Source organism: Pontibacter qinzhouensis, from assembly GCF_008017455.1.
Classification (GTDB): domain Bacteria; phylum Bacteroidota; class Bacteroidia; order Cytophagales; family Hymenobacteraceae; genus Pontibacter; species Pontibacter qinzhouensis.
Map to the genome: position 1 here is coordinate 47,251 of NZ_VRTY01000023.1, position 22,137 is coordinate 69,387.

The following is a 22,137-nucleotide window of genomic DNA, read 5'->3' on the forward strand; positions in this document are numbered from 1 at the left end:
CTGTTTATCGTCTAAGAGACTGGGTTGAGCACGATGCTGAAAACAGTGATCGTGTTCATGTCTCGGCCAAAATATAGTTTATCTAGGGCTTCGTACATGTGGCGGGCTCTAAAGTAAGAGGTGTTCAACTCTTTATCGTTGCGGGCCATCCACTGTATGGTGTACGAGCTTTCCTGGTCGCGGTAACGCTGCACGTACCCCAGCATTTTACGCAAGGTATCTAAGCGGTCGTAACCTTCTTCGGAGTGGAGCAGGAACGACTGGCTGTGGCGCGGGTTTACCGTAATAAGGTCTAATCGGGTCTTATTGTCGATTTGCCTGAATTCAAAAAGCAGATTGCCACCACTCATTCCTAAGTGGTTTTCAATCTGCTTCTGAAGGCGCACGCTCTCTAGATGTACATCCGTTGTTGACTCCATCTGTGAGTCCTGTGCCGTTAGTGATGTGAACTAGCCAGTTCTAGCGCTGGTAATCCATTTTTTACTCGGTAATCGTTGATCGCAGACTTAATGGCATCTTCGGCCAGAACAGAGCAGTGAATTTTTACAGGCGGTAAAGCCAGTTCTTCCACAATGTCCATGTTGTCGATGGCAAGCGCCTCGTCTACTGTTTTTCCTTTCAGCCATTCTGTAGCCAAAGAAGAAGAAGCGATAGCAGAACCACAACCGAAAGTTTTAAACTTTGCGTCTGTAATCACCTGGTTCTCGTCTACCTCAATCTGAAGACGCATTACGTCGCCACACTCTGGAGCACCTACTAAACCGGTTCCAACGTTTGTTTTTGCTTTGTCCAGCGTGCCTACGTTACGTGGGTTGCTGTAATGATCGATTACTTTATCTGAATAAGCCATAGCTTTTGTTTAATTAAAAATTATAAATTCAAAATTAGAAATTAATCTAAGTTACTTCGTCAAATTAAAAATTAGAAATTCAAAATTAGGTTTTATCTATCAACGTTAGTTGTTCAAAATCCCCAAACCATAATTTCTAATTTTTAATTTTGAATTAAATCTTAGTGTTCTGCCCACTCAATAGAGTTCAGGTCGATGCCTTCTTTAAACATTTCCCACAGCGGCGACATTTCGCGAAGTTTCGAAACTGCTTCTTTTACGTGGTTGATGGCATAATCTACTTCTTCGTCGGTGGTGAAGCGGCTCAGGCCGAAACGCAGCGAAGAATGTGCCAGGTCGTCACTAAGTCCTAATGCCTTTAATACGTAAGATGGCTCCAATGAGGCTGAAGTACAGGCAGATCCGGAAGAAACGGCCAGGTCTTTTACACCCATCATCAGGCCTTCGCCTTCTACATATTTAAAGGAGATGTTGCTTACGTGCGGCAAACGGTGCTCACGCGATCCGTTTACATAAGACTCCTCAATGGTGAGCAACTCTTTTTCCAGGCGATTGCGCATGGCAGAGATACGTGCTGTGTCAGACTCCATCTCCTGTTTTGCAAGCTCGCAGGCTTTGCCTAAACCAACAATGCCAGGCACGTTGAGGGTACCGGAACGCATGCCGCGCTCGTGGCCACCACCGTCCATCTGGGCAGTTACTTTAACGCGTGGGTTTTTACGACGTACATACATCGCACCTACGCCCTTAGGACCATACATTTTGTGCGCAGAGAAAGCCATGATGTCGATGCCATCTGCTTCCACATCTACCGGTATTTTGCCTACAGCCTGGGTACCATCTGTAAAGAAAAGAACACCATGTTTTTTGGCAATTCTGGAGATTTCACGAACCGGCTGAATTACACCGACTTCGTTGTTGGCGTACATCAGGGAAATAAGGATCGTCTTGTCTGTAATAGCTGCTTCCAGCTCCTGCAGGTCGATCAGGCCTTCTTCGTTTACATGAAGGTATGTAACCTTTCCGCCCAGCTTTTCGATATGCTTGCAGGTATCGAGCACGGCTTTGTGCTCGGTAGTAGCCGTAATAATATGGTTGCCTTTAGAGGCATACATCTCGAACACCCCTTTTATAGCCAGGTTGTCGGATTCTGTAGCACCAGAGGTAAAAATAATTTCTTTTGGAGAGCAGTTGATAAGTGATGCAATTTGCTCACGGGCATAATCAACGGCTTCTTCTGCCTGCCAGCCAAAAGCATGGTTACGGGAGGCTGCGTTTCCGAACATTTTGGTCATGTACGGCAGCATGGCATCCAGCACACGCGGATCTAGCGGTGTAGTGGCGTTATTATCAAGGTATATAGGTAGTGTTAGCATAGCACTGATTTTGTTCTTTTTATGTAACTGCTAAAATAACAGCGGAAAGAAAATATTAGTTTTAGATTTAGGGCAAATTTAGTAAAAAAAGGATAATAAGACTAATTCCATTTAAAATGAAGAATCTGGAGCACATCGGTATAGCTGTCAGTAATTTTAGTGAGGCTAATAAATTATACAGCAAGCTGCTTGGCGCAGAACCTTATAAAACAGAGTCTGTAGAATCTGAGGGCGTAAACACGTCTTTTTTTAAGGTAGGAGAGGCCAAGATAGAACTGCTGGAAGCAACCTCCCCCGATAGTGCCATCGCAAAATTTATTCAAAAAAAGGGTGAAGGTATTCATCATATTGCCTTTGAGGTAAAAGATATTGTGGCGGAGATGGCGCGCCTGAAGCAGGAAGGTTTTGTACTGCTGAACGAGCTCCCTAAAAAAGGAGCCGACAATAAGCTGGTCTGCTTTGTGCACCCTAAAAGTGCCAATGGTGTGTTGGTGGAATTAACGCAGGAGATAAAAGGGGAGGAGTAGCTTTTACGCTTAATCAGGTTATTTTTAAGTATAGGGTGCTTCTTAGCAGCAACTTTTCACCCGATTCATTTTAACCTCACCCACTTTTGTCATCCTGCCAGAATCTTGTGGGCGAGAGGCATCAGCAAAGGCCACTGGCTTTATGGTCTAAGTTCGCATAATAGCTTTTACTGCTGTGACAGCTAGTGAAGCTGTTTCATAGCTGAGGTCTTTGTTCTTTTTATCTTGATACAAAAAGAACCAAAAAAATCAAGACAATTTTGAACTCGCTGAACGCTCAGACAAAAAATTGTCATTGGGTGCACCTGGCAGAGGTCTTCCCTCTGTAGCTGCCTGCAGCAGTACAGTACTAAAAAATAGGAAGCTACCATTCCATCATGCCCTTCCGAAAGGAATTGAGATCGCTTAATAGACCTCGCAGCGTGCGCAGCTCCTGCGAGCGTCTCCTGAAATAGCCTCTCCATATTATCTGGTTTTGATTTTAGCTTAATTCTCAATTCCTCTAATAAAAACAGCCTTCCAGAGGTATACTTACATAATTTGGCTAAGGCCCTTATACGTTCGCTAGTGCGAGCTTGTAGCTCGTACTTCCTTTTCAATTATTTATCGGCTTGAGTGATACCAAATTATTAAAAGTTCATTCTTTACATTCTTTAGTTAAAAGAAACAAGGTACGAACTACAAGCTCGCACCAGCGATGAGAAAAAAACATTTTCTCTGTCATCTATTTAATACCTACCCAAAGCAACCATTTAAAAATTAAACTATTTTCAATCAACAACTAACAACTCAAATTATTCTAATGAAAATGCCCTTCCAGAGCTAAACTGGCTTAAAATTGCCAAGGCTTTATTATCTGAAACTCATTCTTATCAGGCTTAGACCCTTGACTCAAAATAGCTGATTTACCTTCCGAAGGCCAATTTCATTAGAATAATTTGCAATTGCCTCATTAAAACTCCAGCCTGTAACTCGCAAACGGAATCAGGGTGAGCTGGTATTTCTTTACCAGTTCCTTTTTGTTGGTGTCGTAGTAGGTGTAGGCCAGGTTTTTCTGGTTGGTGGTGTTCTGAAGGTCAAGGGAGATGGTGCGGGTATAGCCCTGCTTGTTTTTACGGAAGCTGATGCGGGTGTCGAGGCGGAAGTAGTCGGGCATTTTTTCGCTGAAAGCAAGGCTCTCCTGGTACACGGTTCTACCTGCTGCCTCAGAGCGGGCCACATCGATAGGCGTTTGCCGCAGTCCTCCCAGCCACAGCACGCGGGCATTTATGTTGAAGCTTCTGGCTGCATCGCGTTTTTGTTTCTGGCCAAACTCTTTACCGGTGGTGAGGGTAAAGGTGTAGTTGCCGTTAAATTGCGTGTCGCGCCAGGTGTTGTCGAGGTTCTGGTAAAGCGAGTTGTACACACTGCCAGTTGCCAGCGCATAAAAGCCTCTCTCCAGTAACCGCTCCGCCGATACCTCCACGCCATAGTTCCGGCCTTTGCCCTGGTTCACCAGCTGATCCGGCACAAAAAACTCCAGCTGGTTCAGAGAGCTGTAGGTAGAGGCGCTGTTGCTACTGATGGGCACGTTATACAGCTCCTGCCAGTACAAAGCCGTTTTAAACAGATACTGGTCTTTAAAAGCTGTGTTCTGCTCCAGCGTGTAGTGGTCTGCCTTCAGAAAATCGAGGTTCCGGTTGCTGGCTAAAGTCAGCGACTGGAAACTCGGCAATTGGCTGTGCCGGCCATAGGCGAAGCTGATGTTCTGGTCCTGGCGGTAGCTCCATTTAAGCGATGCGCGTGGCTCTAGCGAAGAAATATTGTTGAAGGAGAAGGTACTGTAATGCAGCCCGTAGTTTAGCGTGAGCGCCTGCGACAGAAAGTAAAAGCCGTTCAGGTAAGGCTGCAGCAACAGTCCACTTATGTTGCCTTCGTTATAGTTAAGGATGATCCCGCTAATGTCGGCTGGCCGTTCGTAGCTACGGTTGCTGAAGTAAATGTGGTTAGCCGTAATACCCGGCTGAAACAAATGCCTGCCTGTACGGAGGCTGCCGTAGGTATGAAAGGAGTGCCGTTGGGTATTTATCTGATCGAACTCAATTTCCTGTTTTGCAAAATCACTGAAAAGATATTCACCAGTTCTGCCGGTTGTTAAACCCGACAGCGCATAAGCCGACCTGATGGAGAAGCTGGGGGAGAGCTTAATTTGGTGCGTGATGCCCAGCGCGCCCATATCGTTATAAAAGTCGATGTCGTTGCGGTCTTTCTGGTAAATCCATTGGGTGGTGTCGCGTTGTGCCTCGAAGCGGGTAATGCTTTTACCGCCCATCCCGAAAATAGTAAAGTCACCGGCCCTTTTAGTCGGCAGCGATACATTAAAAGACAAATCCTGAAAATTTATTTCTTCGTCGCCAAGCGGTACGCCCATAGCACCCAGCAAACCGATGGTGGAGTAGCGGTAGTTCACCAGGTACGAGCCTTCGTAGCCTTTGGCAATGGGGCCTTCAGTGGCCAGGTCTATGCCAATCAGGCTGAGTTGAAAGGTATGTTCGCGCTTCTGGTTGTTGCCCTTCCGGAGGCGCATGTCGAACACGCCGCTAAGTGCATTGCCATAACCCGCCGGAAAAGCGCCATTCAGGAACCGCGAGTTGGCGAGCAGCTGCGTGCTGAGAATATTAACGCCACCTCCGTTCTGAGTGGGCCTGTCGGAGGCTGTGCCGGCATTGGTCAGGTGGTTCGGGTTTACAATGTCGAGGCCCTCCAGGCGCCAGAGCAGGTTGTTGGGGCTGTTGCCGCGCACGCTGATGTGGTTTGCCTGGTCGTTTGCCGTAACTACTCCCGGAAAAGAGGCAGCCAAACGAGCCGGATCATAAAAAGTGGCAGCATACCGCTGTGTCTGCTCCATGGTAATGGTGCGGGAGTTTATTTCCTGCAGCTCTATTTGCTCACCGGTGCTTACTGTTAGCTCCGGCAGTTGGCGGGCCGTTTCTTCCATCCTGATGTCCAGCACAGTTTCTTTCCCGGCAATGTGCAGCACCTGCACCGTCATGTTCTGGTAGCCGAGGTACGAGATCTGCAGCGTGTGCCGACCAACCGGAACCTCGGGCAGCAGGAACTGACCAGCAGCATTGGTGGTAGTGCCCTGCGGCGATGGCAACGAAATAACCGTAACCGTGGCAGCAGGCAGGGGAGAGGCCGATAGCTGTTCCCGCACCGTACCTCTAATAGTTTGGGTCGGCTGGGCCAGTAGCTGTAACGACACTAAAAGAAACGTAACAATGAGTAATATTTTCTGCATATAATAAATTCGTAAAAGCCTGTTTCTGGTAATTTAAGTTGTGCGGTAGCAACTAGTTTTTTATTTCTACTGCTCCACTTTTTGTCATCCTGGAAGGATCTTGTGGGCAAGAGCCATTAGCAAACGCTATTAGCTTTTTAGTCTAAGTTCGCATAGCTGCTGCTAAGGTGTTAGCTGTAGCTATGTGTTGCATAGCCCAAGTTCTTGTTCTTTTTGTCTTGCTTCAAAAAGAACCAAAAAAATCAAAATCGAAGGCCTCTTCCCCCACTCGCTGAACGCTCAGACAGTTTATTTTCAAGCTGTGCACCTGGCTGCCTTTTCTGCTCTGTTGTGCCCTGTCGCAATACTTTGTGTATGACTACTATCACGTAACACATAATACCAATTTTTCTAATGAAAACATCCTTCCAAAGCTTTATAGTTAAAATTGCCTCAAGGGTCAGGATTACATAGTTAACTGCTTCTAACTTGAACTTGATGATTAAGGTGCTTTCGCAGATCTTTTGGCTTACGAAATAAGGGTAGTACTTTGCGCAATTTTACCGCCTTTGGCTATTAAGTCGGCTTTTGCTTTTTCGAAGCCTTCCGGTGAGATAGGGCGGCAGGCATCTTCAACCAAAATCGTTCGGAAACCTTCTTGCAGAGCATCTTTGGCCGTGAAATACACACAGTAATCGCCGGCGAGTCCAGCCACATACACCTCCTGCACCTCTTTGCCTCGCAGGTAATCGGTGAGGCCGGTGCTTTTTAAGTGGCCATTGTCGTAAAAGCCGCTGTAGCTGTCTACGCCGGGAACCATGCCCTTCCGGAAAATAGCCTCCACCTGCTGCTGCTGCAGTGCTTCCGAAAATTCGGCTCCTGCAGTGCCCTGTACACAATGGTCGGGCCATAGCACCTGCTCCAGCCCCTGTAGCTTTATCAGGTCGAACACCTTTTTGGCGGGGTGCTGCGAAGCGAAGCTTTTGTGGTTGGGCGGGTGCCAGTCTTGCGTTGCCACCACGAGGTCGAAGTGCTGCTGCAACTGGTTGACAATGGGAATTATCTCATCTCCTGCGGGAACTGCCAGGGCTCCACCCGGTAAGAAATCGTTTTGGATATCTATTAAAATAAGGGCTTTCATGTTTGCTGTTTCGTGGTGCTGGCGCAACAGGCAGTTTGCCTTACGCCTCCAGAAAAGCAAAAATAAACAATGGTGCCTATTGTGCCAGCACCTGCACCATTTTAATTACCTCCCGATTTCTGTTCACCGCCTCCGGATTGGTCGTCGTTGCTGATGCCTCTTTTTTTGCGGGCAATATCGCCTTTCAGCTTACCAAACCGGTAGTTAAACGAAATATTGAAACGGCGCATATAGAAATAACTCTCCGACATCTGGTAAAAAGCAGGATCGTTAATTTCAGAGAACCAGCGCCTGTTTTTCTGAAACGGACTGGAGATGGAGCCGGTGATGGTGGCCTTATTGTCTTTCAGGAACTGCTTGCTCAACGAGAAACTATGGTAGGCGTACCCACCCGATCTGCCCTGTAGCATTACCCTGGGCGAGTTCAAACCAAAGTTACCGCTCAGTCGCCAGTTCTTCTCAAACATGTAGCTCGCGTTGCTGTAGAAGTTAGCTGTTAAGCCCGAGTTTCTGATCAGGTTTCCGGCCAGCATGCTTTCCAGTTGCACATAGTTCAGGGTCCCGTTCAGGTTCATGCTCAACTTCTTAAAGAAGGTGGAGTTGCCGCTCAGGTAAAGCCCGGTGGTGCTGTTCTGGCCGATATTGCCAAAGGTGGTGCGGGTAATCCTGTCGTCGCCTAAAGTAGTGTACTGCTGAATGGAGCTGTTGGTGAAGGTGTGGCTCAGGCTGGCATTAATGGAGGAGCCTTTTACAAAGGTATTATAGGCTAAAGTAAATACATTGCTGGTGGCAGGGAGCAGGTACGGGTTCCCAAAGCTTATGTTCGTAGAATCTATTACATTGATGTATGGGTTGATGTACCAAAGGCTTGGCCGCTGGATGCGCTGTGTGTACGAGAGTTTAACCGAGGCCATTCCTTTTAATTTACGCGAAAGCGTAACGTTCGGAATCAGGTTGAAATAATCCTGCTCGGCAAAGGTGCCGGAGGTCTCGAAGTTGGCCGCAACTTTTGTTTGTTCCAGGCGCGCTCCCAGTTTTAAGCCCCAACTGTCTTTGCGGAGGCTCACAGAGGTATAGGCCGCATAAATATCCTGGCTATACTCAAAGCTGTTGCTAAGTGCCGGCACCTCCTCAAAAAAGCCGCTTTCCTGCCTGATGCGGTAATAGTAGTCGCTGCTGTTGTCTCTCAGGATGGCTTTTATGCCGAGTTCCACTGTCTGTTTCTTAATTGGGTGCACATAATCGGCCTGCATTGTTTGCTCCCTCGCTTTACCATCGTTTTCGGTGGTGCTGAAAGAGCTGGTATAGTTCTGAAGTGCCTGGTTGTCGATATCAGCTAAATTACCGTCGCGGCTCGTGTTCAATTTATACGAAAGAGTAAGCAGCTGCTCTTTGTGGCGCTTAAAGGTGTGTTGATAATCAAGGCCTAAGTCGCTCCCGCTCCAATTATACTGGCTGTTAATATTCCGGGAGTAGGCCTGTTCCAGTTGCCCCAGGCTGCTGCGCCAGTCCACATCCAGAAAAGAGAAGTTACTGCCATTGCTCATGTTTGTACTGAAGCTGGCTGTAAGCAGGTTGAGGGTATCCGGCTCGTAACTCAACTCGGTACTCAGGTACTGAAAGGTGCCTTCATTCTGGGTGGTACCTATTTGCTCCAGTTCTGCCAGCGATGCTTCGCGGCGCAGCATATAGCTTCTGTTGGTCGGGTTGCTGTAGTAATTGTTTCCGTAATAAGCCGAAAGGCCGAACTTATTATGCTTCGCCGTTAAGTACCCTCCGGCATTGGCATTCTGCGGACTGCCCAGGCTGCCATTCAGGGAGCCATTGTAGCCGTTAATGCTTTTTTTGTGCGTAATAATATTAATGATGCCTCCTACACCTTCTGCCTCGTACTTGGCTGGCGGATTGGTAATTACTTCTATACTCTTAATGGAGTTGGCAGGCATGCTCTTGAAAACATCTTTGGGGTTGCGCACAAACAGTGAGGAGTTCTTGCCGTTTACCAGCACTCTGTAGCTGCTACTGCCATTCAGCTGGATGTTGTCTTCGGCATCTACCGTGAGTAGAGGTACTTTACGCAGCATATCGAGGGCCGTCATGGTTTGGTTCTCCGGGTCGGCCTCCACATTATAAGTCAGTTTATCGATGTCCTGTACAATCAGCAGCTTTTCGGCAGTTACCTGTACCTCCTTCAGCTGGTTTGCCGATGAACTTATAAAGAGTTTCCCAAGATCTATTTTCTGATGCGCCTCTGTTAGCTCGGCCAGTGGAACCAGCTTATTCTTGAAACCAACCGACGTTAACAGAATTTCATACTTGCCAAACGCCAGGCCTGTAAACTCGAATGCGCCATTATCGCCGGAGAAGGTGCTTTTTAACGGCTGCTCCTTGCCCTGCTCCCGTAACAGCACCGTTACATATGGCTGTGCTGATAAGGTGGCAGAATCCTGAACTATACCTTTAACGGTACCATTGGCAGCCGTAGGTGCTTGCGCTGCCAGTTTAAAAGAAAAGTAAAGGCATAGCAATGCCAGGAGTACTGCGTGTTTCATAGCCGGGTTATTAAAGGTAATTCGATAATATGGTACTTAAAGCAGATATAAGCTTCAGCTTTTGCGCTGCAGTTAAAGCTGGCTTCACACTCTTTTACCACATGATGCTGCTAGGAGGCTTGTGAAAAGTTTTGCCAAAACCCCTCCTACGGACCTTTCGCTTACTAAAACAGAAGGTAAATCATGCTAATAGGTATAAAAATAGTACTGGTAAATGGCCGCTAAGAGGCGGCAGCAAGAGGTAGTTTATTAAATAAGTCAAGGCATTTCGTTCAGGCGTGGGGGAAACAGAAATGGAGCATCAGGCATCATTATATCTTATAAAGTCCTAAAAATATATAATTTCTTTGAGTAAATGTTTAAACTATTATAAAAATTTGTTAAATAATTATTAAATCTATTAAATAGCCTCTTTTAAAATTTTCTTCGAACTAATGTTGATTTAGTGCTAGTAGAACTTTAGTATGAGAAGCAACATGAATTAATATATTAGTGATTAGGAGATTAAAACAAACATTCATTAGTGTTGTTGAGATAAAAGCTTGCCTTAATTCAGAAAAATGTGCTTGTATTATTTTGTGGAGTAAGAAATAATAAAAGGACAGGCACCTCCGATGCACCTTCAGCTGCTTACTGCCACCTTCACCTCATAAGGAATAGTAGCAGAAGACTTAGCTCGAATTATTTAAATAAAAAAGCCCTTCCAAAGCCATAAAGCATGAAAAGGGTCAAGGGTAGGGGAGAAAAAGAAAGAGCCGCTCTGGTAGAAGCGGCTCTTGGTGTATTAGTTGTTGCTTTGCGGTAGTGGTGGCGTACCTTGTGGTTTGGCTTCGCCAGATGGCTTCCGGTTGCGATTTTTGTTCCTGTTTCGGTTACGATTCGGATTTTCTCCGGCTGCCTGACCTTCAGTCCGTGGTAGGCGGTCGGATGGGGTGTGCGTAGCAGTTTTGGCAGCTGGCTTCGGATCACCGGCTTTGTGCGGAGGCCTGCCCCCTGACCTGGCTGGCTTACCAGACCGGCTGTTGTTGCGGTTGCCACCACCCTGGCCACCTCTGCCATTTTTGCTGCCGTGCTTGTTATCGAAGCGGCGGGTGGGGTCAAAGGCTGGACCTTCGCCGAGTGCTTCTGGTAAAGGCAGCTTTGGTAGCTCACGCTCTATCAGTTGCTCCACCTTGCGCACGCGGTACATATCATTTTCGTTCACGAAGGTAATGGCCATACCGGTAGAGGCTGCACGTGCTGTACGACCTACACGGTGCACATAATCTTCGGCATCCTGGGGCATGTCAAAGTTAATAACATGGCTCAGACTGTCAATATCAATGCCTCTCGATAAGATATCGGTTGCCACAATAATGCGCAGTTGGCGGTTCTTAAAGCTTTGCAGCACTTTCTCACGCTCGTCCTGCTCCAGGTCCGACTGGATACCAGCCGCCTCAAAGCCCATTTTCTGGATAGAGCGAACGATCTGGTTTACGTTTGATTTCCGGGAAGTGAATACAATCATGCTGTGCACTTCGAGGTCGTTGAGCAGGTGCTCCAGCAAAGGCAGTTTCTGGTTGTCGTAGGTTAAGTACAGGCGCTGGTCTATGCCTTCGGCTGGCTTCGAAATGGCCAGGTTAATTTCTGATGGGTTCTGGAGTATCTGCTTCGACAAATCCCGGATTTTACGTGGCATAGTAGCCGAAAAGAGCAGTGTCTGGCGCTTTACAGGCAATTGGCGCACGATCTTCAGGATGTCATCCATAAAACCCATGTCCATCATTTTGTCTGCTTCGTCGAGTACCAGGTACTCCAGCTGGTCGAGGCGCACGTAACCCATGGCCATATGCGACATCAGGCGACCAGGCGTGGCAATAATAATATCGGCGCCGCTGGTGAGGGCTCTTTTCTGCTGCTCCCACTCATCGCCTTTGTTGCCGCCATAAATAGCAATGGAGCTAACGGGGGCAAAGTAGCCGAGGCCTTCTACCTGCTCGTCTATCTGCTTGGCCAACTCGCGGGTAGGCACCAGAATAAGGGTGCTGGTATAAGGGTAGTTCGCATGCGAAATTCTATCAATAAGAGGCAGCAGGTACGCTGCCGTTTTGCCGGTACCTGTCTGGGCGCAGGCAATCATGTCTTTGCCCTCTATAATAAGAGGTATAGCCTGCTGCTGCACAGGAGTAGGGTTGTTATACCCCATCGATTCAATACCTGTTAGTACGTCGTCGTGTAAGTTAAAAGAACGGAAGTCCAAAATATAAATAAATTTAATGATCTGATCTCGTGCTGCATCTGCAGCAGGTTATTGGAATGTAAATATACGAAAATTACTTTACGGTTTTCGTGACCCGGCAAAAGCACCTGAACACAAGCTTATTTATTGGTTACTGGGCCTGCACAATCTGGTAAAAACTGTTTTGTTCTCTGTTTCCCGGGCAGCATGTTGTGCCTACGTAAACTAGGAAAGTGCCTTCTTATTTACAATAAGCAAATTTAGCAGCATATAGTTGCAGCCAGTGAGTATAAAACTAGATGCACGAGGTAGTATGCCCGTTCAAATACAATTTAAATGGAAGTCGCCGGAGCTTATTTATAGGGCCTGAAGTGGCTATAATATTAAATATCTGTTTTTTATATATAAATTTTTTTATATGCTTGTTCGAAAAATTCAATTGTGTTGTAACATCTTCTGCTATGGGGGCGTAAAGTGTATCATTGTTGGCAAGTGCAGCAGTATGCCATCATTTACTTTTATTACATAAAGCCATGAAAAAAATTATACTTGAATCACCGAATTTATCGTTATTGATAGGCGTTAACATTATAAACGCGATCTTCTTTTTTGTACTATAACCCTCAGTTAAACATATAAAGGCTTATTAAGGCAGTTGTGCAGGTCGCACAGCTGCCTTTTTTTATGCCCTTACCTGAAAAATGTTTATTTCGTTTTTCGTACAGATTTTCCACCTGAAACAAAAGAAGTGCATTTATGTCAGGACATAGTAAATGGTCGAAGATAAAACGTCAGAAAGGAGCTACAGACGCTAAGCGCTCCAAAATTTTTACCAGGCTGATAAAAGAAATTACCGTAGCCGTAAAAGAGGGCGGGCCTGACCCGGCTGGCAACCCCCGCCTGCGCCTAGCGATACAGACGAGCAAGGCCGCCAACATGCCCAAAGACAATATAGAGCGCGCCATAAAAAAAGGAGAAGGCACAGAAGGGCAGTATACTGAAGTGAGTTACGAAGGATATGCCTCTAACGGAGTGGCCGTGTTTGTAGAGTGCTTAACCGATAATATTAACCGCACGGTGCAGAACGTACGCACCATCTTCAATAGGAACAACGGCAGCCTGGGTACCAACGGTTCCCTCGAATTTATTTTTGATAGAAAAGGTGTGTTTGTGATCCGAAAAGGGGAGGAGCCGCTAGAGGAGGACGACCTGACGCTGGAACTGATCGATGCCGGTGCCGATGAGGTGATTTTTGAGGAGGAATATATTACGGTGTATTGCGCCATGGAAGACTTCGGCTCGTTGCAAAAGAAGGTGGAAGAGCTGCACCTGGAGCTCGAAACGGCAGAGCTGGAGCGCATACCCCACACCACTGTAACGGTGCACGACCTGGAGGCGCTCCGAAAAATACTCAAATTTATAAATGCCCTGGAAGACGATGACGACGTGCAGAAAATGTACCACAACCTGGAGCTGAATGAGGAGCTGATAGAGCAGCTAGGCTGATAGCCCGGTGCTGCCTTGAATGGTTTGAGAAGTACCTGCAACTGCTCGTTAACAGCCTGTAAGAAAGATAGTTTGCCCTTGACCCATTTTGGTGCTATACCCCTTCAGAAGACCTTTTTCATTAGAATAATTTGCCCAAAGCCGCAAATGGCCAACGGTTAGAAACCAGCGATGCAATGGGCTTACTTGGTGCTGCTGCTACTGCTGGAGATAAGGATTTGCAATAACCATTTCCATAATATATCGGTAAAAACAGTATTCTTCAATCGGGTTACATCAGAAAAATATGGAAGTAGACAGATTAGGTGATATAATAAATGGCTTGGAACAGAAGTCAATTACCAAACAAGCCATATATCGAAATACAAAACAAACATTTGATCGGCTAAAGCTGATTTCGGTAGATGTGGTAGAGGAGCTGACGGAACGAATTACCAGGCAAAATGCTGAAGTTGTAATTGAATATAAAGAGATTAGTGCGCATGAGTTTCATATTAAATTTTCTGGCGATCTGCTCGTGTTTGTGATGCACTCCAACATCATTACCTTTCCCGACGATTATGAGATCATGCGGAATAAGTATGTGGATAAAGACTTCAGGCGCAGGTTTTTTGGGCATATTATGGCCTATAACTTTATGGCCGACACACTAAAATATAACAGGCTCGATGACCCCGGCTACCTGATCGGGAGGATGCTGGTCAACATCGAGAATCATTTTATGATAGAGGGTGTGAAGCAGATGGACCTGTCGTATGACCATATTGCAAAAAACCGAATTACAGACAAAGTGCTCCGTATAATTGTGGAAAGCGCCATTATTGCCTCTATCAACAACGACCTGATGGGCCAGCCAGTAAGCGACATCGAGAAAATTACCTATAAACATAAACTGGAGAACCTGCACCTGTCGCGCACGAGCAAAGTCGGATTTATAATGAACCATGAACTAACGCATTAATGCAATTTTGGGGATTTGATGATTTGAATTTGATGATTTGAATTTGATGATTTGAATTTGATGATTTGAAGATGATAATAAACGTCGCTTCAATCGGTATTGAACTGCAGGTGTGTAAGTTTTTCAATGATTTTTGCTTCAAATTCTGCTAAAACGAGCCGGCAGGTAAAGGCAGTGCAGCACAATGAGTGCCTCTGCCTTTACCTGCCGGTTTAACTTGTTAAGAGTGCTAAGGAGTTATACTAGCTCCGACAGCTCCAGCCATCGGAATTCTTTTTCCTCCAGCTGCTCGTTTATTTTCTCCAACTCGGTGGCCCAGCTGCTCAGTTGTTCGTGGTCGGTGGTGGAGCCGCCATTCATCAGGCCTATTATTTCCGTTTTGCGGGCTTCGAGGTTCGCTATTTCTTTCTCCAGCTTCTCGTACTCTTTTTTCTCATTAAAAGTAGCCTTGCGCTTGTCGGGGGCAGGAGCCTGTGCTTTAACAGGTTCTGCAGGTGCGGCCACAGGCGCTGGTTTTGGTGCTGGTTCCTGGGTCTCCTGGTCTTTTAGCCACTCGCGGTAATCGGTGTAGTTGCCCGGGAAGTTCCTGATCTGGCCTTCGCCCTCAAACACGAACAGGTGCTCCACCAGTCTATCCATAAAATAACGGTCGTGCGACACAATTAGCATGCAGCCTCCAAAGTTCAGCAGAAAGTCTTCCAGAATATTGAGCGTGATAATGTCGAGGTCATTGGTCGGCTCATCCAGAATCAGGAAGTTCGGGTTCTGGATGAGCACGCGCAAGAGCTGGAGTCGCCGTTTTTCGCCACCGCTCAGCTTGCTTACAAACGTATACTGCTGGGGCGGAGCGAACTGGAAGTGCTGCAGAAACTGACTGGCAGTTATGACCTCGCCATTTGCCATTTCCACTACTTCTGCAATGTCTTTTACAATATCTATTACGCGCTGGTCTTCTTTAAACGTAAGCTCGTTTTGGGTGTAGTAACCGAAAACAGTTGTCTGGCCGGCATCTATGGTGCCGCTGTCGGGTAACAGTTTGCCCGTGAGCATGTTCAGGAACGTAGATTTGCCGGCACCGTTGGGGCCAACCACGCCAATACGGTCTTTCTTCTTAAAAACATAAGAAAACTCGTCTACAATTACTTTGTCGCCAAAACTTTTCGAGATGTGGTCTACCTCTATAATCTTGCCGCCCTGGCGCGTGGTCTTTACCGAAAGCTCCAGTTGCGGGCCCGCTACTTTTTTGGCAGCTTTCTCTTTAAGTTCTTCAAAGGCATCAACGCGGTATTTCGCTTTTGTTCCACGTGCTTTTGGCTGCCGGCGAATCCAGTCGAGTTCTTTGCGCATCAGGTTGCGGGCCTTTTCGGTTTCGGCTGCGGAAGCCTCCTCACGTTCGGCTTTTTTCTCTACAAAATAGCTGTAGTTGCCTTTGTAGCTGTAGAGGCTGCCACCATCGAGTTCTGCCACTTCGTTTGCCACTTTGTCCAGAAAGTAGCGGTCGTGGGTTACCATCAGCAGGGTAGTGTTTTGGGTAGAGAGCAGGTTCTCGAGCCACTCAATGGTGTCGAGGTCGAGGTGGTTGGTTGGTTCGTCGAGTATAAGCAGGTCGGGCTCCTCTATAAGTACGCGCGCCATGGCTACGCGCTTGCGTTGCCCACCCGAAAGCGACTTAATATATTGGTCGAGGTTGTTGATGCCTAGTTTCGACAGAATCTGCTTTACCCGCACTTCAAAATCCCAGGCCTGGAGCTCGTCCATACTCTCCATTAGCTTTTGCATGGTGTTGGCGCTAGTGTCGGGGTTGGCAATAGCTGCTTCGTAGTCTCTTATCACATCGAGTACATCGCTCTGCCCCGAAAATATGGATTGCTGCACCGTTAGCTCCTCGTTAAACTCAGGGTTCTGGCCCAGGTAACTTACGGTTATGCCTTTGCGGGTGCTCACGTTGCCCTCATCAGGAGGTAGTTTGCCTGCCAAAATGTTAAGCAAAGTGGTTTTGCCCGAGCCATTTACGCCTACCAGGGCAATGCGCTGGCCCTGGTTTATGCCAAAGTTCTGATTTTTGAACAACCAGCGGTCGCCAAAGCTTTTAGAGAGGTTTTCTGCAGATAAATAATTCATGTTGCAAATTTACGTATTTCTGTGGTTAGGGGCCTATAAATTAAAAGCAGGCTGATGCTACATCAGCCTGCTTTTATTTTATAGGATCTGTTACAACGACTATCTTAGTGGGTCGTCGTGCACATTATGGGAGCGGAATGCCCTGCTTGGCACCCGGTGAGTTGTTAACGATGCTAAAATAGAGAACACACCAAATATGACGTGCGGTGTGTACACATGGTCTGCAAAACCAAATAACCAAGGCGAGACGGCAAGTATAACACCAATACCAAAATCCATCATCAGGTGCGACTGCATTGGTATTTTCTTTATCAGGCCGAGTTCGAAATCGGTTAAAATGGTCTGCAACAGCACCCCCAAACCTATGACAACAGGTACCCAGGTTTCTGCGCCACCGGCAGCAAAATTAAACAGCCACGGCGAAGCGATGAGCAACAGCCCAACAACATAATCTAGAATCCCATGAAATCGGGTTGGAATAAATCGCATAGTTTCCTCCTTTCAGTTTGTTTCAGGCTACGTTATACGAGACCAGACTTCAGGCGGTTTAGGATATAATAGTATTTTTGCTGTATTTCTGTATAGATACAACTACTGTTTTTGCTATGTAGTCGTGCAGTACTTGCTTGCGTCTTTCATTGATAATCAACAAAAATCCGATTAATACAGGTGCCGCCAATACTACTTTAACTATATAGCGAATATTGGATTTGGCTAAGTTTAATGGTTTGCCGTGTAAATCGGTTACTTGCAGCCCCAGCACAAACTTGCCAATAGTTGCCTGCCTGGGCGAGGCCTCCAGTAACGTGTAATAGAGCCAATGAGCCAGCAGGAAATACGGTGTTATAAACAATTTTTCCACTACTTCAGCCACCATGCCTACCTGAAAATTGCTCTGCAGGTTGCCCAGGCTCCAGCTAGGTAGCGCATGTTGTTGATTTGTGATAGAATAAAAGATAAGCGAATAAAAGAAAACAAGTAAAATAGAATCGATAAGAAAAGCCACAAATCGGATGGTCTGGTCTCCGTACAGCGATGACCGCTGTATAACAGGGGTAGGGGTAAGCTGAACTCGTAACATAAGGGTTAAGTTTGAAAAGGTGTAGGTTTGGTGTGCAGGCACGAAAGAGAGCTTTCGTGTAAGTTCAGGGTAACTCATGCTGTGGCTTGTGGGCAAGCGTAAAGAGCAGCAGGCGGGTAGGTGGTGTTTCTAAAACAAAATATAAAATGGTATGCGGTACTTAACTAAACGATTGCAACATACAACGATATTTTGTGATCTTCTATATAAAACCAGATTTTTTAAAATAAAATTCATAAAAATTCTTTTCTTAGTGAAGGTGCAAAAATGGGGCGTGAACAGGCTGTTTCTCTTAATTTAGCTAACTTTGCGCTATACAAGTATGCATATGAAAGAGCAACCTGTTGGGGTTTTTGATAGTGGTATAGGCGGACTAACTGTGGCACAGGCTATTACACAAGTGCTGCCCCTGGAGCAGATCATTTATTTTGGCGATACAGCCCATTTGCCTTACGGCGACAAGTCTACGGCTGCTATACAGGCTTATGCCGTTAAAATCTGCGATTTGCTGATAAAGCAGCGCTGCAAGGTTATTTTAATTGCCTGCAACTCTGCCTCAGCTGCTGCCTACGAACTGGTAAAGGAGTATGTGGGCAGCAAAGCCAAGGTGCTCAATGTTATAGACCCTACTATTGCCTATGTTAGCGAGCGGTACCCAAACCGATCGGTTGGCCTTATCGGAACAAAACAAACAGTTAATTCTGATGTTTACCGGCGTAAATTAGACGAATTGGAGGCTGGCATCGTTCTAAAGTCGGTGGCAACGCCGTTGTTGGCTCCCATGATAGAAGAAGGTTTTTTTAATGACTCTATTTCGGAGAGCGTTATTAACACCTATCTCTCAGATCAGGAACTGGAGCATGTAGAAGCTCTTATTCTGGCGTGCACGCATTATCCGCTTATAAAAAACCAGATTGAGCGCTTTTTCGAAGGAAGAGTTGATGTGCTGGATGCGAGCCAGATTGTTGCCCAACACGTAAAAGCGTACCTGCAGCAAAGTGGGCTGGCAGCAGAGAAGCTTACCGGCGACCATAAATTCTACGTATCAGATTTTACGCGCTCCTTCGAAGAATCGACCCGTATTTTCTTTAAGCGGCAGGTGCACCTGGAGAGCTTTCCGCTGTGGGAATGAGCTTATAAGTTAAAGGATTTGAAAGAGGGTTTTCAGAAGGAATGAAAGTCGGGTGCTGCATTTCGACTTTAACAGGGGAAGGGTTGAGCAGTGTTCTGCTGCTTTAAATTACCTTTTTAAACTGCCAGCCAACCTTTATTTACCGTAAAAATAGTTAGCTTGTAACAGTAGAAGCAAAAAGAGATGAAGAAACGATATTTAACCATTGGCGATTTTAAGCGCAACGCCTTTATTATGGCTGCTGCTGCCTGTATGGGCTTAACCAGCTGCGACACCAACACCCGCAGTAACAACGAGTGGAACAGTGGAGAGGAAGTAGCCACGCCAGATGGCATTGTGACGGAACTTACAGAAGAAGCCCCCGACCAATGGAAAATTACCGATGAGCGCACCACCACCCCCAACAATAGTATGGCTATACTGAAGTACCAGGATGGGCGCATAGATACACTGCAGGGCGTGGCGCTGCAGAACCGTATGCAGGAAGTGGCAAAGAACCAGGGCACCTACCAATCAGGTGGTTTCGGGCTGGGCAGTGTGCTGTGGTGGAGCGGTATGGGCATGATGGCTGGCCGCATGATGGCCCCGCGCGCTACCTATTACGCAAACCCAGGCGTGATGAACCGCACCGAAGCCTGGCGCCAGAATGTGCAGACTTACCGGCAGCGTGCCACGGCTCCAGCTGCGGGCCGAAGTGGTTTCTTTAAGGGGCGTAGCAGCGGTGCCGGCTCCTGATTTTGCAGCTTGTCCGGCAGAGAGGCTTGGTGCTATAAATCAGATTATTTAAATGAAAACGCCCTTCCAAAGCTTTTTAGCCTGAAAAGCGCCAAGGGGTGAGAGTGCCTTGCCCTAAAAACGGTGCGGCATCTTTATACAATAAAACAGATTAAATGTGCAGTATGCTGAGTAGCAACAGAATGAACATCAAAGTAGAGACTCATAAAGGCGATGTTGACAAGGCTGTTCGCGGTTTAGGCTGGGAGTGGTGTGTGGAAGATGGTTGTGCCAACTATGTGCCCGGTGAGGCAGTAGTAGTAGCCGAAGACGAAGCAGATTATCTGCTCGAAGCTGCCAACAGCCTGTATAACATGATGGTGGAGGCAGTGCCCGACGACCTGCCAGATGCTTTTCTGAAGGTGCTTGGTATTCCGGAGAAACTGTGGCGGCTGGTGCGCCAGTCGTGGAACGATGACCGGCACTGGCACCTTTACGGCCGTTTCGACCTGGTGCAGACGCCTGAGGGGCCAAAACTGCTGGAGTTTAACGCCGATACGGCAACCTCTATTCCGGAAACGGCGGTGGTGCAATGGGCCAGCCTGGCAGCAGCCGGTAAAAACGATGCAAAACAATATTCTGGTTTATACGAGGCCCTGGTGGAGCAGTTTAAGTCGTGGCGCATGCTCAACGACGACTTGCCGGCTGCCTTGCTGCTGACTTACCTCGGCGAAAGTGCCGAAGACGAAACAAACTGTGCGGTGCTGGCCCAGGCTGCCACAGAGGCCGGTTTTGAGGCACACCTTTGCCCTATCGAAAATGTATCTGTTTCGACTGAGGGTGTAGACAAAGGAATCTGGGCGCAGGTAGGAGCGGAGCAGTGGCAGCAATTTCAGTTTCTGTTTAAGCTGTTGCCATGGGAGCAGCTGGCCTGGGAGGAGCCGGAGTTGCTCGAAAGCCTGACACAGCTTTCCCGAACCCGTTCGGTTGTTATCGCAAACCCGGCTTATACCTTATTGTTTCAGAGCAAAGGCATGCTGGCCTGGCTCTGGAAGGCTTACCCATATCACCCACTGCTGCTGGAAGCAGACCTGGAGCCTTTATCCGGGAAATATATTCGGAAGCCTTATTTCGGACGCGAGGGCCAGAGCCTGGAGGTCGTCGACACCAGGCGCATCCTCAAAACCAACGGTGAATACGACAACCAGCAGCAGGTATACCAGCGGTGGTGCGACCTGCCGCAAGATGCAGCTGGTTACCAATACCAGGCGGGTGTATTTTGGGCTGGTGAGGGTTGCGCCATCGGGTATCGGCGAGAGAAAGGTATTATAACGAACCTCTCGCAGTTTGTGCCGCACCTGGTAGGCTAAGAGCCTGAACTGCTGCTGCGGAAAATCAAATTATTTGAATGAAAACTGCCTCCCAAAGCTTTTTTCAGATTTTTCTGCCAGGGGTAAGCGCTATTGCGCCTGCTTTGTTCATTTTTTCTGCAGCTGCCTTACTGTTTCTGAAGCAGCTGCACCCGCTCCTTCTGCTTTGTCAGGTCTGACCCTTGACAAAGTTTACCAGAAATTCCTTCTGAAGGGTCTTTTTGTTTAAATAATTGGCCCTCCCTATTTACCAATCCTAATCTGGGCAAATACCGAAGCCTTTCCTTTCTCCCAACGAGTTTCAAAATATTTCCATTCTACTGCTTTTATGCAGTTTCTTTTTGGGAAAATAAGGACCAAAATGGGATAATGGGGGCTTGGGATTGATGGATCGAGCTAGTGTCACATAAAAATTCTTTATTTACTAGTAACAGCTTGGGTCGCAATAACAAAGGCTCAATGGTTGTTTGTACTGTTCTTAGGCATTTCGTAAGAGATGTGATGTTAAAAAGAAAAAATTTAACAGTAATTTAATTTTTCTCCCGCAGCAGCAGCTAAACAGGCACGGTTTTATAGAATCATTTTAGGAAATACTTATTTATAGCTATTGAGTTTTGCAGATATAATTTTTGTATTTCAAGAAAATAATAGTATTATTATATAAAAAATAAGTTAATTGCAGGCTGTTGGTTTGTTTCAAAATGACACAAACTTAATCTTCTTTTAGCTAATGCTGTTCTTAAAGCTTTTAGTCTGTTTAGGAGGCTGTCAGAAAATATTTTGCACCATTAATTCATTTTATGTCAGGATTACCAGAAAATAAGTGGGAGATAAGCAGCCGGACCAGCTATTGGGGCTCGGGCCTGAAAGAAATGTGGGGGTACAGGTACTTAATACGAAGTTTGGTGCGCCGCGATTTCCTGCTAAACTACCAGCAAACAATGCTTGGCCCCGTCTGGATTCTGATTCAGCCTATCATGACGCTGGTGACCTATGTGCTGGTGTTCGGTAAAATGGTGGGTATTGCCACTGGTTCTATTCCGCCTGTCTTGTTTTATTTTTCGGGTATTGTGCTCTGGAACTTCTTCAACGACAGCTTTACCGGCACATCGGGCACTTTTAAAGACAATGCTCATATTTTCAGTAAAGTATACTTCCCTCGAATTATCATGCCGCTCTCGGTTATCAGCACTCATTTTCTGCGGTTCCTGATGCAGTTGGTGCTGCTTGTGCTGCTCATGGTGTACTATTGGCTGTTTCTGGAAGCACCTCTGTTGGTAACTCCTTGGCTCTTGTTGGTGCCGGGTATCATATTAATTATTGGTACCA

17 protein-coding genes are annotated in these 22,137 nt (G+C 46.7%); 7 read left to right on the forward strand and 10 right to left on the reverse strand.

Going from position 1 to position 22,137, the window contains the following annotated elements:
• Positions 1–11: 11 nt before the first annotated feature.
• The 3 genes from FVR03_RS08015 to FVR03_RS08025 form a co-directional block, all read right to left on the reverse strand.
• Complete coding sequence (locus FVR03_RS08015) at positions 12–419, reverse strand: hypothetical protein (protein WP_147921225.1); 408 nt, start codon at positions 417–419, stop codon at positions 12–14.
• Positions 420–436: 17 nt separating this feature from the next.
• Positions 437–850, reverse strand: a complete 414-nt coding sequence (gene iscU, locus FVR03_RS08020; protein WP_147921226.1) for a Fe-S cluster assembly scaffold IscU — start codon at positions 848–850, stop codon at positions 437–439.
• Positions 851–1,011: 161 nt separating this feature from the next.
• Positions 1,012–2,226 carry an IscS subfamily cysteine desulfurase gene (locus FVR03_RS08025; RefSeq protein WP_147921227.1) on the reverse strand — a complete coding sequence of 405 codons (1,215 nt, stop codon included), beginning with the start codon at positions 2,224–2,226 and terminating at the stop codon, positions 1,012–1,014.
• Between the two features lie 116 nt (positions 2,227–2,342).
• On the opposite strand from FVR03_RS08025, the gene mce reads away from it, so the two are divergent.
• Complete coding sequence (mce, locus tag FVR03_RS08030; protein ID WP_147921228.1) at positions 2,343–2,753, forward strand: methylmalonyl-CoA epimerase; 411 nt, start codon at positions 2,343–2,345, stop codon at positions 2,751–2,753.
• Between the two features lie 952 nt (positions 2,754–3,705).
• Here mce and FVR03_RS08035 read toward each other — a convergent pair.
• From FVR03_RS08035 to FVR03_RS08050, 4 genes are all read right to left on the reverse strand, one after another.
• A complete protein-coding gene (locus tag FVR03_RS08035) occupies positions 3,706–6,033 on the reverse strand; it encodes a TonB-dependent receptor (RefSeq protein ID WP_147921229.1) in 2,328 nt (775 codons plus the stop codon).
• Positions 6,034–6,541: 508 nt separating this feature from the next.
• On the reverse strand, positions 6,542–7,153 hold the full coding sequence (gene pncA / locus FVR03_RS08040; protein WP_147921230.1) for a bifunctional nicotinamidase/pyrazinamidase: 612 nt from the start codon (positions 7,151–7,153) through the stop codon (positions 6,542–6,544).
• Positions 7,154–7,254: 101 nt separating this feature from the next.
• A complete protein-coding gene (locus tag FVR03_RS08045) occupies positions 7,255–9,705 on the reverse strand; it encodes a TonB-dependent receptor (RefSeq protein ID WP_147921231.1) in 2,451 nt (816 codons plus the stop codon).
• A gap of 784 nt (positions 9,706–10,489) precedes the next feature.
• Entirely contained in the window at positions 10,490–11,944 is a 1,455-nt protein-coding gene (locus FVR03_RS08050; RefSeq protein WP_439651039.1) for a DEAD/DEAH box helicase, read from the reverse strand.
• 735 nt (positions 11,945–12,679) lie between these two features.
• On the opposite strand from FVR03_RS08050, the gene FVR03_RS08055 reads away from it, so the two are divergent.
• Both FVR03_RS08055 and FVR03_RS08060 read left to right on the forward strand, forming a co-directional pair.
• A complete protein-coding gene (locus FVR03_RS08055; protein ID WP_147921232.1) occupies positions 12,680–13,429 on the forward strand; it encodes a YebC/PmpR family DNA-binding transcriptional regulator in 750 nt (249 codons plus the stop codon).
• 286 nt (positions 13,430–13,715) lie between these two features.
• Complete coding sequence (locus FVR03_RS08060; protein ID WP_147921233.1) at positions 13,716–14,390, forward strand: hypothetical protein; 675 nt, start codon at positions 13,716–13,718, stop codon at positions 14,388–14,390.
• 237 nt (positions 14,391–14,627) lie between these two features.
• Here FVR03_RS08060 and FVR03_RS08065 read toward each other — a convergent pair whose 3' ends face one another.
• The 3 genes from FVR03_RS08065 to FVR03_RS08075 form a co-directional block, all read right to left on the reverse strand.
• Positions 14,628–16,511: an ABC-F family ATP-binding cassette domain-containing protein gene (locus FVR03_RS08065; protein ID WP_147921234.1), complete on the reverse strand. Its 1,884-nt coding sequence runs from the start codon at positions 16,509–16,511 to the stop codon at positions 14,628–14,630.
• Positions 16,512–16,610: 99 nt separating this feature from the next.
• Positions 16,611–17,000, reverse strand: coding sequence for an SPW repeat protein (locus FVR03_RS08070; protein ID WP_147921235.1), 390 nt, complete (start codon positions 16,998–17,000; stop codon positions 16,611–16,613).
• 58 nt (positions 17,001–17,058) lie between these two features.
• A complete protein-coding gene (locus tag FVR03_RS08075; protein ID WP_147921236.1) occupies positions 17,059–17,592 on the reverse strand; it encodes an RDD family protein in 534 nt (177 codons plus the stop codon).
• A 328-nt stretch (positions 17,593–17,920) separates the two neighbouring features.
• Here FVR03_RS08075 and murI point away from each other — a divergent pair, with 328 nt between their 5' ends.
• The 4 genes from murI to FVR03_RS08095 form a co-directional block, all read left to right on the forward strand.
• Positions 17,921–18,724 carry a glutamate racemase gene (gene murI / locus FVR03_RS08080; RefSeq protein WP_439651040.1) on the forward strand — a complete coding sequence of 268 codons (804 nt, stop codon included), beginning with the start codon at positions 17,921–17,923 and terminating at the stop codon, positions 18,722–18,724.
• A 183-nt stretch (positions 18,725–18,907) separates the two neighbouring features.
• A complete protein-coding gene (locus FVR03_RS08085; protein ID WP_147921238.1) occupies positions 18,908–19,459 on the forward strand; it encodes a Cj0371 family chemotaxis-regulating polar lipoprotein in 552 nt (183 codons plus the stop codon).
• 182 nt (positions 19,460–19,641) lie between these two features.
• A complete protein-coding gene (locus FVR03_RS08090; RefSeq protein WP_255474123.1) occupies positions 19,642–20,808 on the forward strand; it encodes a glutathionylspermidine synthase family protein in 1,167 nt (388 codons plus the stop codon).
• 800 nt (positions 20,809–21,608) lie between these two features.
• The coding region (locus FVR03_RS08095; RefSeq protein ID WP_255474124.1) for an ABC transporter permease at positions 21,609–22,137 on the forward strand (529 nt) is incomplete at its 3' end.

Coding starts and splice junctions, on each gene's coding strand:
- pncA (WP_147921230.1), bottom strand. CDS start 7,153: ATGAAAGCCCTTATTTTAATAGATATCCAAAACGATTTCTTACCGGGT.
- FVR03_RS08045 (WP_147921231.1), bottom strand. CDS start 9,705: ATGAAACACGCAGTACTCCTGGCATTGCTATGCCTTTACTTTTCTTTT.
- iscU (WP_147921226.1), bottom strand. CDS start 850: ATGGCTTATTCAGATAAAGTAATCGATCATTACAGCAACCCACGTAAC.
- FVR03_RS08065 (WP_147921234.1), bottom strand. CDS start 16,511: ATGAATTATTTATCTGCAGAAAACCTCTCTAAAAGCTTTGGCGACCGC.
- FVR03_RS08085 (WP_147921238.1), top strand. CDS start 18,908: ATGAAGAAACGATATTTAACCATTGGCGATTTTAAGCGCAACGCCTTT.
- FVR03_RS08015 (WP_147921225.1), bottom strand. CDS start 419: ATGGAGTCAACAACGGATGTACATCTAGAGAGCGTGCGCCTTCAGAAG.
- FVR03_RS08025 (WP_147921227.1), bottom strand. CDS start 2,226: ATGCTAACACTACCTATATACCTTGATAATAACGCCACTACACCGCTA.
- FVR03_RS08070 (WP_147921235.1), bottom strand. CDS start 17,000: ATGCGATTTATTCCAACCCGATTTCATGGGATTCTAGATTATGTTGTT.
- FVR03_RS08090 (WP_255474123.1), top strand. CDS start 19,642: ATGAACATCAAAGTAGAGACTCATAAAGGCGATGTTGACAAGGCTGTT.
- FVR03_RS08035 (WP_147921229.1), bottom strand. CDS start 6,033: ATGCAGAAAATATTACTCATTGTTACGTTTCTTTTAGTGTCGTTACAG.
- FVR03_RS08060 (WP_147921233.1), top strand. CDS start 13,716: ATGGAAGTAGACAGATTAGGTGATATAATAAATGGCTTGGAACAGAAG.
- FVR03_RS08055 (WP_147921232.1), top strand. CDS start 12,680: ATGTCAGGACATAGTAAATGGTCGAAGATAAAACGTCAGAAAGGAGCT.
- mce (WP_147921228.1), top strand. CDS start 2,343: ATGAAGAATCTGGAGCACATCGGTATAGCTGTCAGTAATTTTAGTGAG.
- FVR03_RS08075 (WP_147921236.1), bottom strand. CDS start 17,592: ATGTTACGAGTTCAGCTTACCCCTACCCCTGTTATACAGCGGTCATCG.
- murI (WP_439651040.1), top strand. CDS start 17,921: ATGAAAGAGCAACCTGTTGGGGTTTTTGATAGTGGTATAGGCGGACTA.